Annotated in this window: 23 protein-coding genes; 4 read left to right on the top strand and 19 right to left on the bottom strand. The window is 34.0% G+C overall.

The genetic code is table 11. The features are described from left to right. Positions 1–87: 87 nt before the first annotated feature. A complete protein-coding gene (locus ACQ5J2_RS12535) occupies positions 88–597 on the bottom strand; it encodes a DUF2911 domain-containing protein (protein ID WP_432670809.1) in 510 nt (169 codons plus the stop codon). Between the two features lie 176 nt (positions 598–773). On the opposite strand from ACQ5J2_RS12535, the gene ACQ5J2_RS12530 reads away from it, so the two are divergent. Then, complete coding sequence (locus tag ACQ5J2_RS12530) at positions 774–2,687, top strand: DUF294 nucleotidyltransferase-like domain-containing protein (protein ID WP_432670808.1); 1,914 nt, start codon at positions 774–776, stop codon at positions 2,685–2,687. A 1-nt stretch (position 2,688) separates the two neighbouring features. Beyond that, positions 2,689–3,282 carry a 3'-5' exonuclease gene (locus ACQ5J2_RS12525; RefSeq protein ID WP_432670807.1) on the top strand — a complete coding sequence of 198 codons (594 nt, stop codon included), beginning with the start codon at positions 2,689–2,691 and terminating at the stop codon, positions 3,280–3,282. On the opposite strand, the gene ACQ5J2_RS12520 is transcribed toward ACQ5J2_RS12525, so the two are convergent. From ACQ5J2_RS12520 to ACQ5J2_RS12440, 17 genes are all read right to left on the bottom strand, one after another. Then, positions 3,256–3,762, bottom strand: coding sequence for a 4'-phosphopantetheinyl transferase family protein (locus ACQ5J2_RS12520; protein ID WP_432670806.1), 507 nt, complete (start codon positions 3,760–3,762; stop codon positions 3,256–3,258). The genes ACQ5J2_RS12525 and ACQ5J2_RS12520 overlap by 27 nt on opposite strands. Next, positions 3,759–4,004, bottom strand: coding sequence for a phosphopantetheine-binding protein (locus ACQ5J2_RS12515; RefSeq protein WP_432670805.1), 246 nt, complete (start codon positions 4,002–4,004; stop codon positions 3,759–3,761). The genes ACQ5J2_RS12520 and ACQ5J2_RS12515 overlap by 4 nt, the downstream gene beginning before the upstream one ends. Next, the gene (locus ACQ5J2_RS12510) at positions 3,991–5,274 is read right to left on the bottom strand and encodes a beta-ketoacyl-[acyl-carrier-protein] synthase family protein (protein WP_432670804.1); all 1,284 of its coding nucleotides are present in this window, start codon (positions 5,272–5,274) and stop codon (positions 3,991–3,993) included. Before ACQ5J2_RS12510 ends, ACQ5J2_RS12515 begins: the two co-directional genes overlap by 14 nt. Positions 5,275–5,278: 4 nt before the next feature. Further along, entirely contained in the window at positions 5,279–5,710 is a 432-nt protein-coding gene (locus tag ACQ5J2_RS12505) for a 3-hydroxyacyl-ACP dehydratase FabZ family protein (protein ID WP_432670803.1), read from the bottom strand. A gap of 4 nt (positions 5,711–5,714) precedes the next feature. Beyond that, positions 5,715–6,767, bottom strand: coding sequence for a type III polyketide synthase (locus tag ACQ5J2_RS12500; RefSeq protein ID WP_432670802.1), 1,053 nt, complete (start codon positions 6,765–6,767; stop codon positions 5,715–5,717). Beyond that, on the bottom strand, positions 6,764–7,477 hold the full coding sequence (locus ACQ5J2_RS12495) for a methyltransferase domain-containing protein (RefSeq protein ID WP_432670801.1): 714 nt from the start codon (positions 7,475–7,477) through the stop codon (positions 6,764–6,766). The genes ACQ5J2_RS12500 and ACQ5J2_RS12495 overlap by 4 nt, the downstream gene beginning before the upstream one ends. After that, positions 7,477–8,604 carry an NAD(P)/FAD-dependent oxidoreductase gene (locus tag ACQ5J2_RS12490; RefSeq protein WP_432670800.1) on the bottom strand — a complete coding sequence of 376 codons (1,128 nt, stop codon included), beginning with the start codon at positions 8,602–8,604 and terminating at the stop codon, positions 7,477–7,479. The genes ACQ5J2_RS12495 and ACQ5J2_RS12490 overlap by 1 nt, the downstream gene beginning before the upstream one ends. 136 nt (positions 8,605–8,740) lie before the next feature. Then, positions 8,741–10,648 (bottom strand): acetate--CoA ligase, encoded by a 1,908-nt coding sequence (gene acs / locus ACQ5J2_RS12485; protein WP_432670799.1) that lies wholly within the window; start codon positions 10,646–10,648, stop codon positions 8,741–8,743. A gap of 136 nt (positions 10,649–10,784) precedes the next feature. Next, positions 10,785–11,321, bottom strand: a complete 537-nt coding sequence (locus ACQ5J2_RS12480) for a pyridoxamine 5'-phosphate oxidase family protein (RefSeq protein WP_432670798.1) — start codon at positions 11,319–11,321, stop codon at positions 10,785–10,787. A gap of 259 nt (positions 11,322–11,580) precedes the next feature. Continuing rightward, on the bottom strand, positions 11,581–12,168 hold the full coding sequence (locus ACQ5J2_RS12475; RefSeq protein WP_432670797.1) for a chemotaxis protein CheB: 588 nt from the start codon (positions 12,166–12,168) through the stop codon (positions 11,581–11,583). Then, positions 12,150–12,959, bottom strand: coding sequence for a CheR family methyltransferase (locus ACQ5J2_RS12470; RefSeq protein ID WP_432670796.1), 810 nt, complete (start codon positions 12,957–12,959; stop codon positions 12,150–12,152). The genes ACQ5J2_RS12475 and ACQ5J2_RS12470 overlap by 19 nt, the downstream gene beginning before the upstream one ends. 5 nt (positions 12,960–12,964) lie before the next feature. Continuing rightward, the gene (locus ACQ5J2_RS12465; RefSeq protein ID WP_432670795.1) at positions 12,965–13,330 is read right to left on the bottom strand and encodes a response regulator; all 366 of its coding nucleotides are present in this window, start codon (positions 13,328–13,330) and stop codon (positions 12,965–12,967) included. A gap of 21 nt (positions 13,331–13,351) precedes the next feature. Continuing rightward, positions 13,352–16,795, bottom strand: coding sequence for a response regulator (locus tag ACQ5J2_RS12460; RefSeq protein WP_432670794.1), 3,444 nt, complete (start codon positions 16,793–16,795; stop codon positions 13,352–13,354). A 141-nt stretch (positions 16,796–16,936) separates the two neighbouring features. Beyond that, positions 16,937–18,496 (bottom strand): hybrid sensor histidine kinase/response regulator, encoded by a 1,560-nt coding sequence (locus tag ACQ5J2_RS12455; protein WP_432670793.1) that lies wholly within the window; start codon positions 18,494–18,496, stop codon positions 16,937–16,939. Between the two features lie 243 nt (positions 18,497–18,739). After that, the gene (locus ACQ5J2_RS12450; RefSeq protein ID WP_432670792.1) at positions 18,740–19,207 is read right to left on the bottom strand and encodes a hypothetical protein; all 468 of its coding nucleotides are present in this window, start codon (positions 19,205–19,207) and stop codon (positions 18,740–18,742) included. Between the two features lie 345 nt (positions 19,208–19,552). Beyond that, on the bottom strand, positions 19,553–20,956 hold the full coding sequence (lpdA, locus tag ACQ5J2_RS12445) for a dihydrolipoyl dehydrogenase (RefSeq protein WP_432670791.1): 1,404 nt from the start codon (positions 20,954–20,956) through the stop codon (positions 19,553–19,555). A 78-nt stretch (positions 20,957–21,034) separates the two neighbouring features. After that, positions 21,035–21,493 carry an Lrp/AsnC family transcriptional regulator gene (locus ACQ5J2_RS12440; RefSeq protein ID WP_432670790.1) on the bottom strand — a complete coding sequence of 153 codons (459 nt, stop codon included), beginning with the start codon at positions 21,491–21,493 and terminating at the stop codon, positions 21,035–21,037. Between the two features lie 161 nt (positions 21,494–21,654). Here ACQ5J2_RS12440 and ACQ5J2_RS12435 point away from each other — a divergent pair, with 161 nt between their 5' ends. Then, the gene (locus tag ACQ5J2_RS12435) at positions 21,655–22,857 is read left to right on the top strand and encodes an aminotransferase class I/II-fold pyridoxal phosphate-dependent enzyme (protein ID WP_432670789.1); all 1,203 of its coding nucleotides are present in this window, start codon (positions 21,655–21,657) and stop codon (positions 22,855–22,857) included. A 69-nt stretch (positions 22,858–22,926) separates the two neighbouring features. Here ACQ5J2_RS12435 and ACQ5J2_RS12430 read toward each other — a convergent pair whose 3' ends face one another. Continuing rightward, a complete protein-coding gene (locus ACQ5J2_RS12430; RefSeq protein WP_432670788.1) occupies positions 22,927–24,492 on the bottom strand; it encodes a L,D-transpeptidase family protein in 1,566 nt (521 codons plus the stop codon). A 176-nt stretch (positions 24,493–24,668) separates the two neighbouring features. On the opposite strand from ACQ5J2_RS12430, the gene nhaC reads away from it, so the two are divergent. Continuing rightward, positions 24,669–26,144, top strand: a complete 1,476-nt coding sequence (nhaC, locus tag ACQ5J2_RS12425) for a Na+/H+ antiporter NhaC (RefSeq protein ID WP_432670787.1) — start codon at positions 24,669–24,671, stop codon at positions 26,142–26,144. Positions 26,145–26,183: the final 39 nt, after the last annotated feature.

The raw sequence follows: 26,183 nt of genomic DNA, 5'->3' as shown, positions 1-26,183 counted from the left end.
AAGTTTAGGATTTTTTTTAAAATATATCAAAAAAAAAACAGCTACAACAAATGCTGTAACTGTTTATACTTTTTTTGATTAAAATATTTATTTTACCTTCATTGGAATATCCCAGTTGTCCCAACTTAAAACAATCTTATTTGCAGAAATTGTGTAAACCAAGCTTTCCGCTTTTTCTTTTCTAGGTTGCGGCTTTACTTTAACTCTAAAAACGTCTTCTGCTTCATTATATTTAGACGTTCCCGATTGTTTGGCAACTTTATTAAAAATAATTGTAGCTTCAGTTTTTTCTGGAATTACAAAAAATGAATATTTTCCCGCCGGAAGCTTTTGCCCTTCTATTATTAAATCTTCGCTTGCTTCAATTGTTGTTGCCTCGTTTGCACCTGCTCGCCAAATTTTACCAAAAGGTACTAATTCTCCCCAAATAGCTCTGTTTTTGACAGAAGGGCTTGAATAATTAATTGTAACGGCAGCACCATTAATTTTTCCTTGTGCTACTTCTGCCGGACTAGCTCTCTTTTCTTGTGCTGCAGCTCCAAATACAGTTGCTATACTTAGAAAAGCAATACATAATGTGTTTTTTAAATTTTTCATATATAATAAATTGATTGTTAGAAGTAAAGTTAATTACTATTGCCCCAAACTCTCGCACAATTAATTTTTTTTTAAGAATTTATTTTAAATTTTCCCACAATAAATAAGTTAAATATTCATTCTAAAAGTCTTTCTAAAGCCGTAAATAATGTGTAATTTTAAACTTTAATTTCTCTATGAATAATAGCTTAGCCTCCACTATTTCCGATTTTTTAAAGATGCATAGTCCTTTTTCAAACCTGTCTGTGGATGAGTTGGAAACTATTTCTTTGTCAATAAGCGTCTTATCTTTGGATAAAAACGAGACCTTATTTAAAATTGGTGATGAATTACACAATAAGTTTTATGTAGTTGCCTCCGGATTGATGCATATTTCTTTAATTGCTGATGCGGAAGAAACATTAATTGATAAGCCATCTGTTGGCGAAGTTTTTGGTTTACGACCGTTTTTTGCGAAAAACAATTATGCTACAACGGCTAAAGCGATTCAGGACTCAATAATTTATGCGATTCCTGTAGCTGTTTTTAAACCTATAATAGCGAAAAACACTGTAGTTTTAGATTTTCTCCTCCAAAATTTTGCATCTTCCTCATCAGATACTTCTGAAAATTTAGGTGGAAACCAATCTACTGATGGCGGAAAATCGTATGAAACGCCCAATGAAATTCAATTTTTTCAAGCTTTAGAATACAACAAAAATCCTCTTTTAGTTTCTGGTGACGAAACCATTCAGAATGTAGCACAAAAAATGACAGACTCGCTGCTAGGTTGTGCTTTAGTTCATCATCAAAATATTCCTCTAGGGATTGTTACTGATGTGGATTTGCGAAAAAAGGTGGCAACTGGCCGCTTCTACATTACAGCTTTGACAAACAAAATTATGTCGGCCCCAGTGATTACAGTTCCTGAAAACACTTCTTTGGCGGAGGCACAGTTGTTAATGCTACAAAATAATATCACGCATTTGTGTGTTACCGTTGATGGAACAGATAAAACGGCGATTGTTGGTGTAATTTCACAGCAAGATCTAATTTTTGCGCAAGCAAGTAATCCAGGAGTTTTAATAAAAGAGATTAAGCGTGCTCCAAATAGTGCAGAGCTGCACAACATTCGGCTTAAATTTGAAGAATTTATTCAGAATTCAATTCAAAAGAAAATACCGCTCTCGCATATTCATACCATCGCCGGAGAAGTGAATAATGCTTTGATAAAACGCGCCATTGATTTGGTTATTTTAGATTTAGGCTCACCTCCTGTCCGCTTTTCTTGGTTTAGTATCGGTAGTCAAGGCAGAAAAGAGCAGTTGCTTTTTACGGACCAAAACAGCTTTTTAGTTTATGAAGATGTAGCTTTCGACAAAAATCAGATTGTTAAAGATTATTTTTTAAGACTTGCGAACAAAGTGGTTGAAATCTTAGAAAAGGTTGGATATTCAGCGAATTCAAATAAATATACAGCCAGTAACCCTGAATATTGCAAGTCATTTTCGGAATGGTCAGAACAATTTAGTGGCTGGATCCTGAAGCCGGGAGACAAGTCGAATGAAATTTCGACCTTGTTTTTTGATTATGAAATCGCCTATGGGTCCATTGAAATTGAAGAACAATTAAATGACGTAGTTTTTGATAGGTTAGAAAATGCCAAGAAATTTTTAGCTTATTTAGGTGCAGAAACGTTGAAAAGACCAGCACCACTTACGTTTTTCAAACAATTCAATATTGAAGAAGAAGGAATTCATAAAGAATTATTTGATATTAAAAACAGAGCAATTCTGCATTTAGTTGATGCCGCACGCGTGCTTATTTTAAGTCATAAAGTCAAAGGTATCAACAATACTTTCCTACGATTTAAACAGTTAGCGATGATTGAACCAAAATATGCTGAAATTTACTTAAATGCGGCAGAAGCTTTTGTAGTTTTGGCAAAAATCAGAACAAAAGAAGGGTTGAAAAACAACAGTAATGGTCAATACATCTTGCTTGAAGAGCTTTCAAAGTCAGATAGAGAAAAATTGAAAAATGCTTTGGCGCCAATGCGAGAATTGGAAGAAATTATAAAGAATAAATTTCAACTAACTTATTTTATGTAATATGCTTGATTGGTTAAAAAATAAAAAATATCCGGAGTTTTGGAAAAAGTATTTGCTATTGCAAGAAGAGAAATCGGAGCGTTATGTCACCTTGAGCCTGCAAACGACAGGACTAAATTCGCAAAAAGATGTTATTTTAACTATAGGTGCAGTTGTCGTACAAAAAGGTGAAATTATAGTAAAAGATGCATTTGAGGTAATATTATTGCAATACATATACAACCACGACCACGGTTTTTCTAATGAATTTATCATTGAATCTAAGATGCCAAAATCGACTGAAACGGAAGGTATTCAAAAGCTAATTGAATTTGTTGGCAATGCAGTTCTAATTGGCCACCGAATTGATTTTGACATTGAAATGATTAATAAAGCTTTAGAAAAATTAGAGTGCAGCAAGCTGAGAAATGAAGCTCTCGATTTGGAAGTAATGTTCAAAAAATGGAAAGAATTTAGTGATGATAAAAAATTTTCCGTCGCTGAAATTGCGCAAGCGTTGAAGTTACCAGCTATTGGTTCAGATTCGTCAATTGACGAAGCGTATACGATGGGATTGTGTTTTTTGAAATTAAAAAAACAGTTGGGAATCGATTAGCGTTATTTTTTTCTGAAAACGACCGTGATGGGTTATAGATACTGGTTTTAGTGATTTTTCAATAAATGGCAAATCATTTATTTTTATGATTTTTTCTGTTTGATTAACTTCAACAATCGCGTCAAAAAGTGCAATTGATTTTACAGCAATACTATACATATAGTTTTCAGTTGCAATTGTTTTTGTATAAAATTTTTCTCCATCAATCGTTACCAAATCAAATAACTTTTCACTTGTATTTTTCGAAATTTCACAATTTATTTTCCAAGGAAAAAAACCTCTGATTCCGGTTTCGCGATTGTAGATTTTATAAGCAGCCTCTTTCCTACTCCACAGTTTCCATACTTCCAACTCCGAATTCTCAGCTTTTCGAATAAAACATTGTTCGTCAACTGTAAATAATTTTTCTAAAAAATTTGGCCTACGCCAATTGCTTTGCACTTTAGCCAGTTGCAAATCGATAATGTCATTTCCAATCATTTTTTAGTAAGTTCTTCGTCAATAATAGCCAATGCGGCTTTAACAGTCATCATTTTCTCCATACCGTCGTTGTCAATTGTGATGTCGAATTGTTCTTCAATGTCCAAGATTATATCGACCAAATTAGCCGAATTTATAGCCAAGTCCTTTATGAAATCGGTTTCAGGAGTTAGATTTTCTAAATTTGTAGGATTTGGAACGTAGGGTTTTATAATCGCTTTTAATGTTTCAATTTGATTCATAAGTATATTTTTTGAGTATGACGCAACCGTTCACATCTCCAAAACCAAAACTGGCTTTTGCAAGAACGTTGATGGGTTGATAAATTGTTTTTTGAGGTATTTTTTCTGAACTAATAAGCTTTGTAATTTCTGGATGTAAATCCGAACAATTGATTGAAGGAAATATAAATTGATGGTGTAATTCCAATATTGATGCGACAAGTTCAATACTTCCAGCCGCTGAAAGGCAATGTCCAACCATTCCTTTTAAAGAATTAATGTACGGAAAATCAATGCCCGTTCGGTTTAGTGCTTTGCACCAATTTTCAATTTCCAAAGCATCTTTTGAAGTTGCAGTCAAATGTCCATTAATAACATCGATTTCGTTTGCTTCAATTCCCGCATCTAGAATTGCATTTTTTATACATCTTTGGACTGCTTCTGCGTTTGGAGCTGTCATTGTTCCAGAACCTCGCTGACCACCAGAGTTGACATTTCCACCGAGAATTTCAGCATAAATAGTAGCGTTTCTTGCAAGTGCGGTTTCCAAATCTTCAACAACGAAAGCACCAGCACCACTTGACGGAACAAATCCAGAAGCAGAGGCACTCATTGGTCTTGACGCTTGTTCAGGGCTTTCGTTATGCTTAAAAGTACAAACTTTCATTGCATCAAATCCCGCCCAAATATAAGGTCCGGAATCACTCGTACTTCCCGCCAACATTCGTTTTGCTTTTCCGGATTGGATACGTTCAAAAGCCATTAAAAGACTTTCGGTTCCCGTGGTACATGCAGAGGAATTGGTTGTAACTTGATTTCCCAATCCTAATTTTCCTGCTAAAAATGCACTCACGCCACTATTCATCGTTTGTGCCACTACTGTACTTCCCAGGCGACGTGTTTGGCAATCGTCAATTTTATAAATACTTTCTCTGAATTTATCGATTCCTGAAGTTCCTGAGCCAAAAATTGTCCCACTGTCCCAATCCGGTTGTTCAGAAGAAGATATTGATAATCCGGCATCTTTCCACGCTTGCATTCCGGCGATTAATCCGTATAAAATTCCAGAAGCATTGAAGTTTCTCAATTCTAAATCAGTGAAAAATTCGCTAATATACTCGTTCGTTAGTTCTGGTTTGCCTGAAACGGTACACGAAAATTTCAAATCTGCTAATTGGGAATCGTACTTAATTCCTGAAATTCCATTTTCTAAAGCGTGACGAAAAGCATCTTTCCCTACTCCATTTGGAGCAACGATACCAATTCCCGTTATAACAACTCTTTTTTTCATCTTTTTATGAAATTAACATTCCCGCTATTGTTCCTCTGCAAACTTCTTCGTTGGCCTCATTAAACATCGAAATTTTACACTTCAACTTATTAAATCTAAAATATATTTTTTCAGAAACTACTCTTGCTTTTTGATTGGGATACATAGGTTTTAAATATTCTATTTCACTTGATGTTAAAGCAATTGTGCTATTTTTACTAAATTTATTATTTAACAAATATATCCCTAAGCAAACCACTCCAATTTGAGCCATTGTTTCTGTCAAAATCACTCCGGGAGTAACTGGATTACCCTTAAAATGTCCTTTGTAAAAAGCTAAATTTTCATCGAAAAAATAAGTACCTTCTACTCCATTTTCGGATATAGAAATAATTTCATCTACAAATAAAAATGGTTTTTGATAAGGCAAATTAGCAATAATTTCTTGATTTGTCATCTTTTTAAAATTCTAATAATACGCGTTGTGCTGAAAAACCAGGTCCGAAACTTAACATTATTCCCTTTTCACCTTTCTTTGGATTCTCATCCATAATTCGCTCCAAAACATAAAGAACAGTCGCACTTGACATATTTCCATACAGTCGTAAAACTTCTTTCGTAGCATCAATGTTTTTACCTAAATCTGAAAATAATTCTTCCACTGTTTGAACTATTTTTTTTCCGCCGGGATGAAATATCAAATGGTCAATATCTTCGATTTTCAAATTATTTTTAGCTAAGAAAGGATGAATAATAGCTGGGAAATGGGAAGCAATAGTATTCGGAACTTCAATATCTAAGACCATTTGCAAACCACTATTTGTCAATTTAAAACCCATCATGTGTTCATTATCGTAAAAATGATACATTTCTTGATCTAAAATTGATGGACCTTCATCATTTTCATAGGAAGACAATAACACACAAGCGGCTCCATCTCCAAAAATAGCAGCACTCACAATATTTGGCATCGAAAAATCATTCAATTGAAAAGTAGCGGACGGACTTTCAACAGCAATAACCGCTGCTTTCTTATTTGGATTTGCTTTTAAAAAATTTTGTGCATAAATAATTCCCGAAATCCCTGCTGCACAACCCATTTCAGTTACGGGAAGTCGGACGATATCTTGCCGCAATTTCAATTTATTAATCAAATAAGCATCTAGTGAGGGAATCATAATTCCAGTGCAACTTACGGTAATAATGTAATCTAGCTCCTCGCCTTTCCAGTTTGCTTTCTCCAATGCTTTTTGTAAAACTTGTTCGCCTAAAATTGTAACTTCTCTCGCGTAAATATCATTTTTCTCTTCGAAAGAAGTAGCGGTGAAAACTTCAACAGGATCCATAATGGAATAGCGTTTGTCTACGGCAGCACCTTCAAAAATTTTCTTAACTTTACGAATAAAGCGTTCATCTTGGCCTTCCAGCCACAGGTCTAGAAAGGGTATGATTTCTGCCGTTGTTCGAGAATATTTTGGTAATTGCTTAGCAACTTGTATAATTTTTACACTCATATATTTTGAATAATCCATTGGTAACGGAAGGCCCATCTCCAACTGATACTGTATTTTTTAAAATTTAATTTTTCGGAAAAATCTATTATTTCTTGCTTTCTAAAACCTCTTAAAATCGAAACGAGTCCATCTTCACGTGACATTCTATTTAATCCAAAAGTTACACATAATATCTGAAACAATCGGTAAGCGGTGGCACTTCTTTGCAAATCGTTTATTACAATTCCTAATTTTGAATTTTGCTTAAAAATATTTAAAATCTGGATGATTTCTTCGTCCTTAAAATGGTGCAATGTCAAGGTACAAAGTGAAATGTCGCATTTTAAAGTTGAAAAATCCATCTTAAAAATATCTTCACATAAATAACTGATATTCAAATATGTTTTTGATAAGTCTGAAGCGTGATTTACTGTAAAATCATTTGCATCTACTCCAATTAGATTAAAATTATAACCGTTTTTAATTCCATATTCGGCTATTTTTCGAAGCATATCGCCATTTCCACAGCCTATATCCACAATTGTAATTGGTTGACTGCTATTTTTTTCTGGTAAAATTTTTTGTAAACCTTTTAAAGTCAGTTTATTTCCACCCAAAAATTGATTTATTTTTGCAATTTTATCTAATGCGTTACGCAATTCTTCACCTTTAAGCAAAAAATCGTCCATAATTTCAGGTTCATCTGTGCGGTATTTCGTATTGAGTCCCATTAAACTGGTTTTGGAATTAAATTTCCGTGCGTTTTTTTAATAATGTATTTGAAAATACTCGGAAACTGTGTCATTGTTTTTAAACTAATTTTCGTTAGAAAAGGATTAAGTAAAAAATAGGATAAAACTCTGCCCATTTTTAATCGGTTTTTGAAAGTATCATTCCAATTTTGCTGATACTGTAGTTCTAATTTATCTCTTGAAAAAGTTTTATTTTTCAGTGAATTATGAATCAATTCTGAAGCTATTTTTGCACTGTGTATCGCCATCGCCATTCCGTTTCCACATAAAGGATGAATTAATCCGGCCGAATCACCTATCATTAATACATGATTTTCAACCGCTTTTTTATCATCAAATGAAATTTGGCTAATTGTTAATGGATTTTCAAAAACAGATTCTGAATTTTCTAAAATTTCTTTCAAACCACAATTCTCGTAAAGTACATGTGTTGTAAAATCAGGAATATTTTTAAATTTCTTGAAAACTTCCGTTTGAACAATATAACATACATTCAATTGATTATTTTCAACTTTTGAAACCCCACAATAACCGCCATGGAATGGATACAAACCTACAAGATTATCAGAATAAACTCCACTATAATGTGACTTAACAGAAAGCCAATGTGCTTTTTTCTGAATAAATTTACGTTGTAAATTCACATCAATCGTTGACCTTTTACCAAAACTTCCGATTGCTATTGGCGTTTCAATTTCTAAACCTGAATCTAACGTAATTCTAAAAAAATCATTATGGAATTTAACCTCTACAACGGATTCATGAATAAATGTACAATTTTGTGACTTTGCTTTTTGATGAAGTAAATCATCCAAAACATATCTGCTAATTCCAAAACCACCTAAAGGCAATTCAACTTCTGAAACATTCTTTTTATCAATTTCTAATTTGAAGTGATTAATGGGATGACTTTGTGTAGGCACATGTTCGAGTTCAAGCCATTCAAAATAAGCAATTACTTCATTTGAAATGTATTCGCCACACACTTTGTGTTTTGGGTATTCATTTTTCTCAATTACCGTTATTTCATGTCCCAACTTAGACAAATGAATTGCAGCGGTTAAACCTGCTAAACCTCCACCAAGAATAAGAATTGGGACTTTCATAGTCAGTAAATATAGGGAAATCAAGCACCGAACAATTTATAATTTATTAAAAATGTTTATACTATTTCAATGTTTTTGAGACAGTAGGGTAAAAAAAACTCCTTATAAATAAGGAGTAAATTTTCGAGATTATATTTTAAAGTTTTACATCTTTAATTTCATCTATAATTTCTGGATTTAATAAAGTGGAAGTATCTCCAAAACTCGCAAAATCACCTTCTGCAATTTTTCTTAAAATACGTCGCATAATTTTTCCGGAACGTGTTTTTGGTAAACCAGAAACAAACTGGATTTTATCTAATTTGGCGATTGGCCCAATTTGCGAAGCAATCATTTGATTAATTTCAATACGTAAATTGTCTTGATTTCTACCTTCACCTGATTCTTTCAATATTACAAATCCGTACAGTGCATTGCCTTTAATTTCATGTGGAAAACCTACTATCGCACTTTCTGCTACGGCCGGATGTTCATTAATCGCATCTTCAATTGGAGCCGTACCCAAATTATGACCAGAAACAATCACCACGTCGTCTACTCTACCAGTAATTCGATAATAACCCACTTCATCGCGTAAAGCGCCGTCTCCGGAGAAATATTTTCCTGGAAAAGCTGTGAAATAGGTTTCTTTATACCGTTGATGATCACCCCAAATAGTTCGTGCAATTCCCGGCCAAGGAAACTTAATACACAAACTTCCTGATACTTGATTTTCTTCAATTTCATTTCGCTTATCGTCCATTAAAACGGGTTGAATTCCCGGAAGTGGCAAAGTGGCATACGTGGGTTTAGTAGGTGTTACGAATGGAATTGGCGAAAGCATAATTCCACCTGTTTCAGTTTGCCACCACGTATCAACGAGTGGACATCGTTTTCCTCCCACGTGATCATTGTACCAATGCCAAGCTTCTTCATTAATAGGTTCTCCAACAGAGCCAATAACTTTTAGAGAATCCAGTTTAAAACGCTCAACAAAATCTAAACTTTCCTTTGCTAAAGCACGAATTGCAGTTGGCGCGGTGTAAAATTGACTCACTTTATGTTTCTGAATTACTTCCCAAAAGCGGCTGTGATCGGGATAGGAAGGAACACCTTCAAAAATTACAGTTGTTGCACCATTCAATAATGGTCCATATAAAATATAGGAATGACCGGTAATCCAACCGATATCTGCGGTACACCAATATACGTCGTCCTCTTGATAATTAAATACATTCTTGAATGTATAAGCAGAATAGACCATGTATCCAGCAATGGTATGCACCATTCCTTTTGGTTTTCCTGTTGAACCGGAAGTATAAAGAATAAAGAGCGGGTCTTCAGCATCCATTATTTGGGCTACATTATTTTCTAAAGCTTCGTCTAAAAGCGGTTGCAACCACAAATCACGATTCTCTTGCATTCTGACTTCGGTATTTGTGCGTTTTGCAACCAGAACTTTTTCAACTGAAGGGCACGTTTTTAATGCTTCATCTACTATACTTTTAAGTTCAATGGTTTTATTTCCGCGGAAACCACCATCAGAAGTTATCACCATTTTACAATCAGAATCATTAATTCTGGATGCTATTGCTTTTGCAGAAAAACCAGCAAAAACTACGGAGTGGATAGCGCCAATCCGTGCACAAGCTAATGTGGCAACTGCTAATTCTGGAATCATGGGTAAATAAATACAAACTCGATCTCCTTTTTTAATTCCTTGATTTAAAAGCACATTTGCCATTTTATTGACACAAACATAAAGCTCATTGTAAGTTATATGTTGGGCTTCCTCTTCTGGATTATTAGGTTCAAAAATAATAGCTGTTTTTGTACCTCTTTTGTTCAAATGTCGGTCGATAGCATTTTTTACAATGTTTACTTTTGCACCAGAGAACCATTTAATATCCGCCGCTTCCATATCAAATTCAAACACTTTGTCCCATTGTTGGTACCAACTGAAATTTTCTTCAGCAATTTTACCCCAAAATTTTCTAGGCTCACGAATGGATTTATTATAATGTTTGAAGTATTGTTCTAGGCTGTCAATTTTATAGTAGCTCATAATGGTCTTAGATTTTTAATTATGTAAATATACCAAAACGAAGGGTACTTCACAATTTTGACATTTAAATTTTAAATAAAAAAAACCTCAATCAAATTGATGATTAAGGTTAATTTAAATACGTGTACTTATATTTTTATATTGTAATATTTCCCTGAATAGAGTCGTCATAGGTTTCGCCAATGATTGCTCCAAACAATCTTTTTACAGATGCCACGGCAATACCGTTTTTAGTATCCCAATAATGGCCTTCGGTAGGAATAAATTGTAAAATGGTAATTCTTGGGTCATCCTCTCCTTCTGTAAACCAAGTTTTCATAGTCGGCTCCCAGAGTTCATGAATTTTTGCTTTGTCTTGAGAAATTTTTACATTTCCATAAAGCGAAAGATAGTGGCTGTAAGATGAACCTTGAAACAACAATTGGGCTGTTGGGTTTTCCTGTAATTCCAAATTTTTATGACTGTCCTTGGCACTCAAAAACCAAATATGTCCGTTATCATCCACCTTTTGAGGTGCCATTGGTCGTGTTTCAAAAGATTTGTTAGTTTCAATTGCCGTACAAAAGAAGCACGTACTCGCTTTATCTACCAACTCTTTTATTTTATCTACCCCTTCTTTACCTAATAAATTTTCGAAGTTTTTTTCTTTCTGATTTCTGTCAATACTGTTCATAGCTTTTATTTTTTTTATAAAATTATTACCAATACCTGTCATTTATTTTACAGAATTTACTTTAAAATTTTTGAAATACACATTTTATAAAAGAAATTCATTTAAGTATACGACTGTTCGCTTAATTTACGGAGATACTCATTTGCAAATGTAAATGACTACTTCCGTGACGGGAATGCTCATTTGCACATGTAAATAAATTTTTTCGTAGTATATTTTAATTACAATAAGTTAATTAGAGGTAATTTTAATCAATCGGCTAGTTCGTTTCGATACCATTGATATATTTTAATATTTGATCCACATCAAAAACATAATCAGGATTGATTGCCGAGAATGCACTTTGAGGCATAAAAGGCATTATAGCAGTTTCAGGATTTTGCAAAATTACTATTCCGTTATGTTCTTGAATGGCTTTTAAACCCGCGGTTCCGTCGGCATTAGCACCAGAAAGCAATATGGCTGTACATTTTTCTCCGAAAGCAATTGCTGCAGATTCAAAGGAAACGTCGATACTGGGGCGACTGTAGTTTATTTTTTCGGAAACATCTAAAGAGAGTTGTTTGTTTTTTTCAAATAACAAATGGTAATCTGATGGTGCAATGTAGATAAATCCAGACCTTAGCGTCACTTTATCTTCTACTTTCGCTACGGGAATAACTGTTTTTAAAGCAATTAAATCCTCTAATGTAGAATCTTCTGCACTTTTTCTATGCAAAATTATAACGATGGAAAACTGATGTATCGCATTTAAATTAGGAAGAATAGCCATTAAAACTTCTAAACTTCCTGCAGATCCTCCAATAAGGAGCACTTTACATTCTTGTGTTATAACATTTTCTTCCATATTTTTTCTTTTTCAAACTGTTTGTAACGGTGCTGTATGGAGGAAAATTTAATAGTTTCTTTCGTGCCTAATGCTAGATAGCCCAATTTAGAAAGACTTTCGTCAAATAATTCTAACGAAATACGTTGAAAATCTTTATCGAAATAAATCAGCACATTGCGGCATAATATTAAATCAAATTCATTGAAAGAACCGTCAATGATCAAGTTGTGTTGCGAAAAAACCATCCGACTGATTAACTCCTCACTAAATTTGGCATAACCATAATTAGCAATGTAGTAATATGAGAAGTCATTTTTACCACTTGCAATTCTATAATTTTCAGCATATTGCGGGATGGATCGCAACGGAAATAAGCCTTTTTTTGCCACATCTAAAACACTTGCATTTAAATCAGTAGCGTAAAGTAATGACTTGTGAAGCAAACCGAGCTCTTTTAGCAATATTGCTACAGAGAAAACTTCTTCTCCTGTTGCACAACCCGCATGCCAAATTCGAATAAACGGTTTTGTTGCTAAAGTAGGCAATATTTCAGTGCGTAAAGTTTTATAAAATGACGGGTCACGAAACATTTCTGTAACATTAACGGTAATTTCTTCCACCATATGTTTGAAATAATCCTCATCTGAACGCAATTTGGAAAGCATTTCTGAAAAATTTTCAAAATTATCCATTGCATACAAACGGTCTAGCCGCCGCCGAAAAGAAGCGGTGGAATATCCACTGAAATCGTATCCGTGGTATTTATAAATCTCATTGATTATCGTTTCAACTTCGCGGTCTTCTAACATAAATTTTACAGCTGATTTAGAATAAGCATTAATTTATCAACATTAATCGGTTTTGAAATATAATCATCGGCTCCCGCTGAAATACATTTTTCACGATCGCCCGTCATTGCTTGTGCAGTAACTGCAATCACAGGGATTTTGCTATAACCAGGGAGTTTTTTTAGTAAAGGAATGGCGTCATACCCGTCCATTTCTGGCATCATCATATCCATAAGAATGATGTCAATATCTTTTTGACGATTTAAAATTTCAAGTGCTTCTGGAGCGCTTAAGCACGAAATACAATCATAAGATTTTGCTTTTAAAGTAGCAGTTAAAGCAAAAATATTTCTTGCATCGTCGTCAATAATTAGTACTTTTTTACGGTTCATTTTTAATTGATTATTTTAAAATTAAACTTTATCATAGAGCCACACTCGTAAGAGTGATAAAAGTTGATCCACATCCACAGGTTTAGTTATATAATCCGAAGCTCCGGCATTGATACACTTATCCCGGTCGCCAGTCATGGCTTTTGCAGTAACAGCAATAACGGGTAAGTTTTTCCACTTTTTATTTTTTCGAATCATGGTAGCAGTTTCATAGCCATCCATATTAGGCATCATCATGTCTAATAAAACTACGTCGATTGTCTTGTTTTGTTCCATTGCTTTAATGGCTTCGTTTCCATCAATAGCAGTTATTACATTCATTTTTACAGATTCCAGCGCTTTTGTAAGTGAGTAAATATTTCGAACATCATCATCAACAACGAGCACCGTTTTGCCCTTTAAAACATTGTTAAGTTTATTCAATTTTTTATGATTGTCTTGTTTTCCGTCTTCCATTAAATGTAGAAAAAGTGATACTTCATCAAGCATTCTTTGGTACGAATACGCTGTTTTCACGACAATAGAATCTGCATATTTCCGGATTTTCTGTTCTTCAATCATCGATAAACTTTTTCCTGTAAAAACAATAACAGGAAGATTTTCAAATTCCTTATTTTTTTTGATGTTATCTAAGATTTCGTACGCATGTTTATCGGGAATTCCCATGTCTAAAATTACACAATCCATTTCGGGATTTTGAAGTGCGGCAATTCCATCCTCTATTTTACTTTTAATATCCGATTTAATGTTATTGCTTTCTAAAAACGAAGAAAGTGCACTTGCGTGTTTAGTATTGTCTTCAATGATTAAAACTTTTTGAGATTCACGATTTACATAATGTTCGATTCGTTTAAATATCTCCGGCAATTTTTCAAAAGCCACTGGTTTATCAAGGAAATTTACCGCTCCTTTTAATAAACTTTCTTGTTTCAGTTTGTGCGAAGACATAATATGAACAGGAATATGCTTCGTCAATGGATTGGATTTCAACTCCTCCATTACTTCCCAGCCACTCTTAATTGGCAACTGAATATCAAGAAGTACACCTAAAGGCTTATAATTCAAAGCCAAATTTAAAGCATAGTCTCCTCGAACGGTTACAACGCCTTTGTATCCTCTATCTCTTGTAAATTCAAGTAATGATTTCGCAAAATTCACATCGTCTTCGACAATTAAAATGACCTTATCATTTTCTACGATATAATCCCGGTCATCAGGAACTGATTCTGGAATTACATTACTGATGTATTTATTTCGGTCTTCAATTTTTTTAGAACGCAATTCGTATTCTCTTTCGTCGAGCGTTTGTTCGGCGTCAAGATTTGTAGTTACTGCATTGTAATTTTCTGGAACAATAGGAATCGTTAAAGTGAATATACTTCCAGTATTTAGTTGACTGGCTAACGTTATTTCGCCCCCTAATAATTTTGATAATTCCCGACTTATAGAAAGTCCTAATCCCGTTCCACCATATTTCCGTTTCGTTGAACCATCGGCTTGCTGAAATGCTTCAAAAATCAAAGGTTGCTTAGCAAATGGAATCCCAATTCCCGTATCTTTTACTATAAATTGAACTTTATTTTTTTCAGTTGGATGCTTGATTATTTCTAAAGAAACAGTACCTTCATCAGTGAATTTTAAAGCATTTGAAATCAAGTTTTTCAAAATCTGTTCTAATCGTCCTTGATCTGTTTTTATTAATAATGGGGCCTGACTATTACTGATTTTAAAATCAATTTTCTTTTCTTTTGCAACTAAATTAAATAAGTTATGCAAGTTTGTACTGATATCTTCTACAAGAATATCGGTGTTTTCGAGCTCCATTTTACCTGCTTCAATTTTAGATAAATCCAAAATTTCATCAATTAAGCCTAGCAATCCGTTTCCTGAACTTTGAATTACTTTAGCAAATTCAATTTGTTCGGCGTTCATATTCATGTCATTGTTTTCAGACAACAATCGACTTAATAGTAAGATAGAATTTAACGGTGTTCGTAATTCATGCGACATATTTGCTAGAAACTCCGACTTGTATCGCGTTGTTAACTCCAGATCCTCTGATTTTTTCTGAATTTCTACATTTCGTTCTTCAAGTAATGTACTTCGTTCCGCAAGCTCTTCATTTGTTTGCTGCAATTCTTCTTGTTGAACCCTTAATTCTTCTTCTGACGCTTGCAATTTTTCGGTTTGGGTTTCTAGGTCGGCATTCATTCCTTCTAGTTCTGAATGTTGCACTTTTAATTCTTCCGATTGTGCTTCGGTTTCTTCAAGTAATTCTTGAACCCGTTTCCTGTTTTCTGCCGCTTTAACTGCTATTGCAATATTATTAGCGACATTATTTAAATATTCTATCTCTAAATCCGTGAAATTTCTAACAGAAGCTAACTCGATTACACCCACAACAAATCCATCAATAATTGGAAAAGCAATTATATGTTTCGGTTTTAATTCACCTAAAGCATAGGTTATCGTTACATTTTGATTTTCGAATGATTTCAGCTCAATCAACTTTTTAGAAACGGCTGCTTGACCCGTTAAACCTTCACCAAATTTCAAACGTTCGCGTGAGCTCTCTGGAATAAAGCTGTATCCGGAAGCTGCAAATAAACTTTCATTTTCTGCTAAATAAAACACTCCAGCACTACTTCCTGTATATTCTGCAAGACATTTGATTATATCTTTGGTGAGAACGTTTAAGTTTTTTTCGCCAATCATTACTTCATTCAATTCGGCAAATCCTGCTTTAATCCATTCTCTACTTGCAAGTTTATCAAAATTTTCTTGTAACGATTCACTCATTTGATTTAGAGAAAGTCCAATACTGCCTAAATCCCCATCGACGTCTTCTACTTTAATTGAATAGTCGCCACGAGTAATCTTTTCAGCAGCAATACTAACCATGCTAATTCGTCTTGCTGTTTCTAGGTCATTTTCTTCCAACAATTTGGTTAACTGGGATCTTTTTTTGAAATCATTTAGAATCCGTACGAAAAATAAAATGCTAACTATAATCGCTATTAATGCTGCAAAAAGAATTAAAATGCTGCTGTAGATTCCGTAATTTTCAGATTTATCAGTTCTAATTTTTAATAAAGCTAACTCTTCACTTTCCATTTGATTATAAATGGACCGAAGCGAATCCATCATTGCTTTTCCTTGATTTAAATCATCAATTCCTATAGCTAAGCCTTGTCTTTTTAAATATACCTTTTCTTTTAAATAGTTATAAAAGCGCTGTTGTTCCGTCTTCAATGCTCGAATACTGATTTGTTGTCTATTATTATCAGTAGTAAGCTTTTCCAGCTTATCAATATTTTCGTTTACTTCCAAACTACTTTGCAAATAACGATCTAAAAAGATGTCGTTTCCTGTAACAAGAAAACCCCTTACTCCTGATTGTGTATCTAAGATAATCCGTTGCGAATCATTTAAATTATATATCACTTCTTGAGTATGATTAACCATTTTATTACTTTGAAGCAAACTGTTAATGCTTAAAAAAGAGGCAGTGGAACTTACCACCAATATCAAAACTGAAATTACTGTACTTACAATTAAATTCCTCTTAAAGTTACTGTCCATATCTTTATCGTCGTATTATTATTTTTATAAAGGTAAAATTACAATAAAGCTCGAACCTTTGCCAGGAGTACTTGTTGCTGTAATAATTCCGTTGTGTTTTTCTATGATTTTTTTTGCAATGGCTAAACCTATTCCGGTTCCCTCGTACAATTGTCGGTTATTTAAACTTTGAAAAATGATAAAAATTTTGTCTAAAAGATTTTCGTCAAATCCAATTCCGTTATCGTTTACAGTAATTTTACAAAATTTACCATTTTCATCTTCAGTACTCGCTACAGATTTCTCTAAAACACGTTGGGTTGTTATTGAAATTATCGGAGGAACACCAGGTTTAGTAAATTTTAAAGCATTCCCAATTAAGTTTTGAAAAACTTGTCTGATTTGACTAGGAATAGCATTAATTATGGGAAGTGAAGCAATTGTTATCGTCGGTTGTTTAGGGTGAAATTCAGAATCTAAATCATCTAAAACCTCTTTCAAAACGATGTTTAAGTCTGTGGATTCTAAATCAACTTTTGCAGATAATCTAGAATAAACAAGTAAGTCGTCAATTAAAACACGCATTCGTTTTGCCGAATTTACAGCACGGTCAATATAATCATTTGCAGGACTACTCTTTTCAATATATCTGTCCTTAATCATCTTGACAATCATTTCAATTTTGCGAATAGGTTCCTTTAAATCATGCGAAACTACCCACGCAAATTGCTGTAATTCATGGTTGCTAAATTCTAAATCGCTGTTTTTAAGCGTTAATTGTTTGGTACGTTTTTGAACCAAAAACTCCAAGTGTTCATTTGCCATTTTTTGTTGATGAATATCTGTAAAAGTGCCTACCCACTTTGTAATCACTCCTAAAGGTTGGATGGGGACAACTTTCATCAAAAAGTATCGAAATTCACCTAGTTCTAAGTGTTTAAAACGTATTTCAGAAGTAAAAGCCAGTCCTTGTTGTAAATGTTCATTCCAATCTTTCCATACTGAATCATCGCTTGGATGCTTGTTTGGAAAGGAACTCGAATCATTAGAATATTCCAACCATTGTTGGTTCACATATTCCAACACGCCCTCTGTAGTAAGGACAAATGCCATTTGCGGAAAGGATTCCAATACAAATTGCAGTTCCTGCATTTCCTCCGAAAGTTTCTCTTGGGCCGCTTTCCTAATTTCAACTTCTTTAAAAAGCATTTCCTGAATGCGCTTTAATTCGCGTTGTTGTTCAGAAATTTTTAGAAATGATTTTACCTTTAAGATGAGTAAATCAGGGTCAACGGGTTTTGTTATATAATCTACAGCACCAGAAGCATATCCACGAGAAATGTATTTTTTTTCTTTACTTATTGCCGATAAAAATAGTACTGGAATGTCTTTAGTTCGATTACTTTGTGCTAATATCTCAGCAACTTCAAACCCGTCCATTCCAGGCATTTGAACATCTAAAATTATAAGAGAATAATCAAATTTTAGAATTTTTTTTAGTGCTAAGTCTCCTGAATTTGCAGTGTCTATATTCAAGCCGTGTAACTCAAGCGTCTTTCGCAAAGCAATCAAATTGGCATCAATATCATCTACAATAAGTATCATACTAAAATTTATATAAATTATTATAACTCATTGAAAAATAAATGAGTATTGAAATAAAACGTAATAAAAGTTCAAAATATATTATAATAAAAAAATCGCTATTGTATGTTGACATACAAAGCGATAAATATCTAAGATTTACAATCCAAACAAAAATTATTTTTCCTCACTTCTCAAAAATAGTAAAAATTACTTCAATTAATGTGATTTTTATAAATTTAAAAAAAAATTAGCATCTAAACTTTAATGATATTGGGACTGTAGAGTTGATATCTTCCTTTTTCTGGTAAGAATTTCTGCAATTTCTCCTATTCGCCATGGAAATACATTTGGGTATTCCATCTCCTCGTAAATCGTTTTCTCAAAACACAAACCGTCACATTTTGCAGCAACTGCAAGAATTGCCTCATTGATTAAAGTATTCACTGCAAACGCGGTGATGCTACTTAATTTATAAGTATTTACTTTGAATAAACAAGGCCTTGGAATTCGAGTAGGTTCGCTAAATGGATTCCAAAAACTCTCTATGGTAATTTTTTGATTATTATTCTTTAAAATTGCAGCAATTTCATACGAAGTTAATTTTGTATTTGACATTTGCGGCAATAATGCAACTCGGTCGTAAAATGCTCCGTTTTGCAAAATTTCATTTGCTGTATTGACCGCTTTATTAATGGCACTGTTTTTCCCGTTGTATAATAGTTTTATCATAATATTAACATTTTAAGTAGTACACTTCTTTCTTTTGTTTTCAAGCAAACCCAATTAAATTCCTACTTAAAACCTCTCCGTTACACATTTAATAAATTAAATGACAAAGTGACTAAGTAGAAAAACGTAATTTCGGGGCTTCTTACGTAAGACTGAATTCGTTTAAAATGTAATCGAACTACCTTAAAGGTAACTATAATTAAACATCAATAACGTGGAATAACATGAAATGGCACTTTTTATCTACGAAAGTGTTATTTTTCTTTATAAATGACTTTGTTTTAAATTTTTATAACAAAAAAAAACGCCCTTACTAAGGACGTTTATGATAGGAATTTACAGGTTTTAAACGTGCAAAGCTCTATTATCAGTAGCTGCTAAAGCTGCTTCTTTCATTGCTTCTGCAAATGTTGGATGTGCATGACTCATTCTAGAAATATCTTCAGCTGAAGCTTTGAATTCCATTGCTACAACTGCTTCTGCAATTAAATCTGCACAACGAGCACCAATCATGTGAACACCTAAAACCTCATCAGTTTTTTTATCAGCAAGGATTTTCACAAATCCGTCCAAATCTCCTCCAGCTCTCGCTCTTCCTAATGCTTTGAAAGGAAAACTTCCTGCTTTGTAATCCACTCCAGCCTCTTTCAATTGCTCTTCTGTTTTTCCTACAGCGGCAACTTCTGGCCATGTATATACTACACCTGGAATCAAGTTGTAATCGATATGTGGTTTTTGACCTGCAAGGATTTCAGCAACCATTGTGCCTTCTTCTTCTGCTTTGTGTGCTAACATCGCTCCACGAACAACATCACCAATTGCATAAATATTTGAAACATTTGTTTGTAAATGGTCATTAACTTCCACCATTCCTCTGTCTGTAATTTTCACGCCTGCTTTATCTGCATTCAAACCATTTGTAAATGGTTTTCTTCCCACAGAAACTAAAGCATAATCACCTTCTAAAGAAATTGTTTCTCCTTTAGCATTTTCAGCTTTCACAGTAACAACATCTCCATCTCTTTCAACAGATTGTACTTTGTGAGAAACATAGAACTTCATTCCTTGTTTCTTCAATACTTTTGTCAATTCTTTAGATAATGAGCTGTCCATTCCTGGAATAATTCGGTCTAAATACTCTACTACAGAAACTTGAGCTCCCAAACGTAAATATACTTGACCTAATTCAATTCCGATAACTCCACCACCAATAACGATAAGGTGTTTAGGAACTTCTGGTAATTTCAACGCTTCCGTAGAAGTCATTACTCTTTCCTTATCTAATGTAATGAAAGGTAAATTTGCCGGCTTAGAGCCTGTAGCAATGATGATGTTTTTTCCTTCAATAACTTCTGAAGTACCATCATTTTTATCAATCTTAACATGTGTTGCATCTTCAAAAGAACCTGTTCCTTCAAAAACGGTTACTTTGTTTTTGTCCATTAAATATTTAACACCACCACTTGTTTGGTCTACAACGGCTTGTTTTCTTTCAATCATTTTTTGAAGGTTCACTTTAACCTCGCCAGTCACTTCAATTCCGTGATCTGCAAAATGTTTCATTTCTGCATAATGGTGTGAAGAAGCCAACATTGCTTTAGAAGGAATACATCCTACGTTTAAACAAGTTCCTCCAAGTGATGAATATTTTTCAATAATTGCTGTTTTCATTCCCAATTGTGCACAACGAATCGCTGCAACATAACCTCCAGGACCTGAACCAATAATGACTACGTCAAATGAACTCATGATATATTTTTTTGTGTGTTTAAATTTTTCCCAACAAATTTACGGAAGTTTTTTTATTTAAGAGGTGTTTCAACTCACTTAAAGCGTATAAACCGTTGTGTTTTTTACTTCACCAATCATAAAGGTAGAATGTGTGCTTCCTATATGTTGTAAAGTTGTCAATTTGGTCACCATAAATTCGCGATATTCTTCCATATTTGCCACGCAAATTTTCAAGATATAATCATAATCGCCACTTACATGAAAACATTCCAATACTTCATTGAGCTTGACAACATCTTTTTCAAAGTCGGCAATAAATTCTTTAGTATGTTGCATTAATTTTAAATGGCAGAACACTACAAATGATTTTTGAATCTTATTTCTATTTAATAAAACAACTTGTTTTTCAATCACTCCTTCCCGTTCCAACTTTTTAATACGTTCATAAACAGCAGTAACGGATAGATTTAATTTTGTCGAAAGTTGTTTAGTAGTCTGTTTAGCATCCGTTTGCAAAAATTTTAAAAGTTTGGTATCAATTGCGTCAAATGTCATAATAAATAATTTTCAGTAAAAGTAGCAAAAAAATCCATTGTCTTGTATAAATATCTATCATAATCCATGATTGTAGATATATAATCTAAATATTACGCTTTCCGTTGGAAATAAGTATTGTTTTGTGTTTTTTTGAATCATAATTTAAAACAAAAACAATTATGAGTAATTTCAATCCTGCAGATAACATCCAAGATTTACAATACTTTGGAGAGTTTGGTGGTGTAAACCCATCTATTTCAGATTCTTCAACTTATACCTTTCTTTCAGCGAAAACCATGTTTGATACTTTTGAAGGAAATGCAGAAGGTTGTTACTTATATTCGCGTCATTCATCGCCAAGTAATTTATATTTAGACCGAGCACTTGCGGCAATGGAAGGAACAGAAGCTGCTAATGTTGCTGCTTCAGGAATGGGTGCGATTACTCCTACTCTATTACAACTTTGTGGAAACGGCGACCATATTGTTTCCAGTAGAACCATTTATGGCGGAACCTATGCATTCTTAAAAAACCTTGCTCCTCGTTTTGGTGTAAAAACTTCATTTGTTGATATTACAAAATTGGATACTGTTGAAGCTGCAATAACACCTGAAACGAAAGTTTTATACTGTGAAACGGTTTCTAATCCATTATTAGAAGTAGCCGATTTAGCGGGTTTATCTAAAATTGCTAAAAAACACAATCTTAAATTAATTGTTGACAATACATTTTCACCTTTATCAGTTACACCAACTCAATTCGGTGCTGATATTGTGATTCACAGTTTGACAAAATACATCAACGGAAGTAGTGATACGGTTGGAGGTGTTGTTTGTGCTTCGCAAGAATTTATCAATGACTTGAAAGACGTGAATTCTGGAGCAAGTATGCTTTTAGGACCAACGATGGACAGTATGCGTTCGGCAAGTGTGATGAAAAACTTGAGAACTTTGCATTTGCGTATCAAACAACACAGTTTTAATGCACAGTATTTGGCTGAGAAATTTGAAGGATTGGGTTTGAAAACCGTTTACCCTGGTTTGAAAAGTCACCCTTCTCATGAATTATACAAAGGAATGATTAATCCGGAATATGGTTTTGGAGGAATGATGACTATTGATGCAGGAAGTTTAGAAAAAGCAAACGCTTTGATGGAATTGATGCAAGAGAAAAACTTGGGTTATTTAGCAGTAAGTTTAGGTTTTTACAAAACACTTTTCAGTGCTCCAGGTTCTTCAACATCTAGTGAAATTTCGCCAGAAGAGCAAGCTGAAATGGGCTTGACAGATGGACTTATTCGTTTCTCAATTGGTTTAGATAACGACATCAAACGTACATTTGAAATGATGCACGATTGCATGAAAGAATTGAAAGTGATTTAATTAAAACACTTTAAACATAAAAAAAGCCGTTTGAATTGAGTTTCAAACGGCTTTTTTGTTTTTAGGTGCTTATTTCTTTTTTGTATAAAGTAATTGTGCCAATCGTTTATCGCGATTATACACGTCTTCATAAAAGTTGACGTTTCCGTTTTTATCAGCCCAAGCGGTGAAGTAGGAAATGTAAACCGGTATTTTACGTTTTAAGGAGACACTTTGTTCTGTACCTGCATTCATTGCCACATCAATTTTATCAGCACTCATTTTATTTTGTTCGTCCATAATAGCAACTGCTAAATCTCTCGCTTTCTCCACTCGAACACAACCGTGGCTAAAAGCCCGACTTTCTTTGTTGAATAAACTTTTCGAAGGTGTGTCGTGCAAGTAGATATTATTTGAATTTGGAAACATAAACTTCACTAATCCCAATGAATTCGCTTTACCTGGTTTTTGACGTACGTTTCCATCATTCCATTCCATGTTTTTTTCTTCAAGGTAATTGGAGTTCTTATCCATACCTGGTTTGATTTCTTTTTCAATGATGCTTTTAGGAATATTCCAATATGGGGAAAACACAATATAACTCATCAATCCGCTGAAAACTACTGTTTTGTTCAGTTCTTTTCCAACCACAACATTCGATTCTAAAACCGTTTTTCCATCTCTCAAATAATTTAATTTATAAGCGGGAATATTAACGGCAACCAATTCAGGTGCATTCATTATTGCAGGGTCAATCCATCGACATCGCTCCATATTTACAATAATCGTTTGAATACGCTGTTCCACAGGAATGCTTAATTCCTTAGCAAGTGTTCCAGTAATAATACCATCCGCTTTACGGTTATGACGGGTTTCATATTTAGCTAATCCTTCTTTTAATTCATTATCAAATACATTCGACTTGTTATCAGTAGTTAAATCACCAGTTATAAATAAACGTGTTCTAATTTGCGCAATTGCAGCATCAGTATCACCTTCCTTAAATGTCTTTACGTTTGCCGGGAAATCAACCATTCCCCAACCGCCTTTCGCTTGAATGTCTTGGTATTTTTTTAATCCTTTTTTCAGTAAATAATATTGACTGATATTTTCAGTTTCGTCTTTTTCTAACTTTTCAGGGTCTTTCATCAATTCCGCAAGATAATCAACATAAGAAACATTCGGACGAGGTAGATACCATCCCGTTTGTTTACTTGTTTTGGTGTCCACTCCAGCCAATACATTATTCGTATAATAGAAATACATTGCACTAACCAACAAATCATTTTCTAAAGTCGATTTATCGCCTTGACGCTTTGCAAATAATTCGTCCACCTCTTTTTTATACGGCATTTGCTGCACCACACCGTCTTCTTTTATACCGTTTACTTTACTGTACAATACTTCTGCAAAGTCAACGCGTCCGTCTTTATCGTACCATACAAAATGAAAGTCTTCCTTGTTATATAGTTCATTAATATCCTTTTCGTACTTTCTAAAATCAGGATGTTGCTGAAAGAAAGTCTCTAATTTCGTACTGTCAAAGGAAATTCGGTCTTCTGGAGTAATTACGCCATCCGACTTTTTCTTACACGAGGAAGCCATAATAAATAAGGCAAGAAACCCTATTAGCATTTTGTGTTTGATGTTTTTCATAGTTTTTGTTTTAAAAATAGTATTAAATCGCTTTTTATTAGCTCCATTTTTCAAGCTTTCAAAGCAATAGTATTCATTAACTTTTTACACTACAATGTTCCGACTCTTATTTGAAAAAGGTGTTATACGATTTTCTTCATTTTTCATTATATTGCAACACTATTTAAAACAGCTTTATGGACCAAGAGAATTTGAATCACACCGAGGAACGAATAATAATCAACAAATATTTGTCTCTTTGGGAAGCGTTGATTCCCATAATTGTGCTCATTCTAATATTAGGTTATAACGTTTATGTGTATGAAAGTGATGCTACTTCTGGTCCCAATCAGTTTGCTTTAATCATTGGTGGAGCGGTTGCGGCAATCGTAGGCTTCCGAAATAAGATTAGTTATTCTAAAATGATTGAAGAGATTTCTGAAAATATAAAATCAACCGCTGGTGCCATTTTAATTCTACTAATGGTTGGCGCCTTGTCAGGAACATGGCTTCTGAGTGGAATTATTCCTACAATGATCTATTATGGTCTAGAAATCTTACATCCTTCCATTTTCTTGCCTGCCTGTGTCATCATTTGTTCTATAATTTCAATCGCTACGGGAAGCTCATGGACTACGTCTGCTACCGTGGGAATTGCTTTAATCGGAATTGGTTCCACAATGGGAATGCCTTTAGGAATGGTAGCTGGAGCCGTGGTATCTGGCGCTTATTTTGGTGATAAACTTTCACCACTTTCGGATACTACCAACTTAGCTCCTGCAATGGCAGGAACAGATTTATTTACCCACATTAGGTACATGACACTCACCACCGTTCCCACAATGGTAATAACGCTCATTATGTTTGTCATTTTGGGTTTAATGCAAGATACCACTGCAATTGCTGATGATGGTTCAACATTATTGGCTATAAAAGAAACTTTTTATGTCACTCCCCTACTTTTCATCGTTCCACTAGTAGTGATTGTATTAATCGTTAAAAAAACAGAACCTTTAATTGCCTTATTAATAGGAATCCTTTTAGGAGGTCTTTTCGCTTTAATTTTTCAACCGGACTTAGTAGCTAAAATAGGTGGCGGAACTGAATTGAATTTTCTCAACGGCTACAAAGGGGTAATGAATGCTATTACAGTTGATACGTCGATTGAAACGAGTAACCCAATCCTGAACGATTTATTTACTGCCAAAGGAATGCAAGGAATGTTAGGAACGGTATGGCTTATTTTGTGTGCCATGGTTTTTGGTGGTATTATGGAAGCCATCGGTGCACTAGCCAGAATTACAGATACCTTATTAAAAATGTTCGATACCGTTTTCGGTTTGTTTGCCAGTACAGTTGTAAGTTGTTTGGCTTTAAATTTAACCGCTTCAGACCAGTACCTAGCCATCGTAGTTCCTGGCAAAATGTTTGCAAAAGCCTATAAAGACAAAGGACTTGCTCCCGAAAATCTAAGTCGAACACTGGAAGATTCAGGAACGGTAACTTCTGTTTTAATTCCGTGGAATACCTGTGGAGCTTATCATTCGGGCGTTTTAGGGGTTTCTACTTTGAGTTATTTACCTTACGCTTTTTTTAACATTATCAGTCCATTTATGACATTGCTCTTTGCTGCTTTTCGAATTAAAATCCGACAACTTTCTGATTCAAAATAATCAAATACTATCGCTATATAGAAATATATAATTAAAATT

The sequence above is a fragment of the Flavobacterium sp. SM2513 genome, assembly GCF_050908145.1.
In the GTDB taxonomy this organism is placed as follows: domain Bacteria; phylum Bacteroidota; class Bacteroidia; order Flavobacteriales; family Flavobacteriaceae; genus Flavobacterium.
This window is presented reverse-complemented; position numbering and strand designations above follow the sequence as displayed.

Excerpts from the sequence above, each read along its gene's own strand:
- ACQ5J2_RS12460 (WP_432670794.1), bottom strand. The coding sequence starts at position 16,795 with ATGGTTAATCATACTCAAGAAGTGATATATAATTTAAATGATTCGCAA.
- ACQ5J2_RS12510 (WP_432670804.1), bottom strand. The coding sequence starts at position 5,274 with ATGAAAAAAAGAGTTGTTATAACGGGAATTGGTATCGTTGCTCCAAAT.
- acs (WP_432670799.1), bottom strand. The coding sequence starts at position 10,648 with ATGAGCTACTATAAAATTGACAGCCTAGAACAATACTTCAAACATTAT.
- ACQ5J2_RS12520 (WP_432670806.1), bottom strand. The coding sequence starts at position 3,762 with ATGATTGGAAATGACATTATCGATTTGCAACTGGCTAAAGTGCAAAGC.
- ACQ5J2_RS12480 (WP_432670798.1), bottom strand. The coding sequence starts at position 11,321 with ATGAACAGTATTGACAGAAATCAGAAAGAAAAAAACTTCGAAAATTTA.
- ACQ5J2_RS12505 (WP_432670803.1), bottom strand. The coding sequence starts at position 5,710 with ATGACAAATCAAGAAATTATTGCTAATTTGCCTTATCAAAAACCATTT.
- ACQ5J2_RS12500 (WP_432670802.1), bottom strand. The coding sequence starts at position 6,767 with ATGAGTGTAAAAATTATACAAGTTGCTAAGCAATTACCAAAATATTCT.
- ACQ5J2_RS12435 (WP_432670789.1), top strand. The coding sequence starts at position 21,655 with ATGAGTAATTTCAATCCTGCAGATAACATCCAAGATTTACAATACTTT.
- nhaC (WP_432670787.1), top strand. The coding sequence starts at position 24,669 with ATGGACCAAGAGAATTTGAATCACACCGAGGAACGAATAATAATCAAC.
- ACQ5J2_RS12535 (WP_432670809.1), bottom strand. The coding sequence starts at position 597 with ATGAAAAATTTAAAAAACACATTATGTATTGCTTTTCTAAGTATAGCA.
- ACQ5J2_RS12475 (WP_432670797.1), bottom strand. The coding sequence starts at position 12,168 with ATGGAAGAAAATGTTATAACACAAGAATGTAAAGTGCTCCTTATTGGA.
- ACQ5J2_RS12450 (WP_432670792.1), bottom strand. The coding sequence starts at position 19,207 with ATGATAAAACTATTATACAACGGGAAAAACAGTGCCATTAATAAAGCG.
- ACQ5J2_RS12530 (WP_432670808.1), top strand. The coding sequence starts at position 774 with ATGAATAATAGCTTAGCCTCCACTATTTCCGATTTTTTAAAGATGCAT.
- ACQ5J2_RS12470 (WP_432670796.1), bottom strand. The coding sequence starts at position 12,959 with ATGTTAGAAGACCGCGAAGTTGAAACGATAATCAATGAGATTTATAAA.
- ACQ5J2_RS12440 (WP_432670790.1), bottom strand. The coding sequence starts at position 21,493 with ATGACATTTGACGCAATTGATACCAAACTTTTAAAATTTTTGCAAACG.
- ACQ5J2_RS12525 (WP_432670807.1), top strand. The coding sequence starts at position 2,689 with ATGCTTGATTGGTTAAAAAATAAAAAATATCCGGAGTTTTGGAAAAAG.
- lpdA (WP_432670791.1), bottom strand. The coding sequence starts at position 20,956 with ATGAGTTCATTTGACGTAGTCATTATTGGTTCAGGTCCTGGAGGTTAT.
- ACQ5J2_RS12430 (WP_432670788.1), bottom strand. The coding sequence starts at position 24,492 with ATGAAAAACATCAAACACAAAATGCTAATAGGGTTTCTTGCCTTATTT.
- ACQ5J2_RS12455 (WP_432670793.1), bottom strand. The coding sequence starts at position 18,496 with ATGATACTTATTGTAGATGATATTGATGCCAATTTGATTGCTTTGCGA.
- ACQ5J2_RS12465 (WP_432670795.1), bottom strand. The coding sequence starts at position 13,330 with ATGAACCGTAAAAAAGTACTAATTATTGACGACGATGCAAGAAATATT.
- ACQ5J2_RS12490 (WP_432670800.1), bottom strand. The coding sequence starts at position 8,604 with ATGAAAGTCCCAATTCTTATTCTTGGTGGAGGTTTAGCAGGTTTAACC.
- ACQ5J2_RS12495 (WP_432670801.1), bottom strand. The coding sequence starts at position 7,477 with ATGGGACTCAATACGAAATACCGCACAGATGAACCTGAAATTATGGAC.
- ACQ5J2_RS12515 (WP_432670805.1), bottom strand. The coding sequence starts at position 4,004 with ATGAATCAAATTGAAACATTAAAAGCGATTATAAAACCCTACGTTCCA.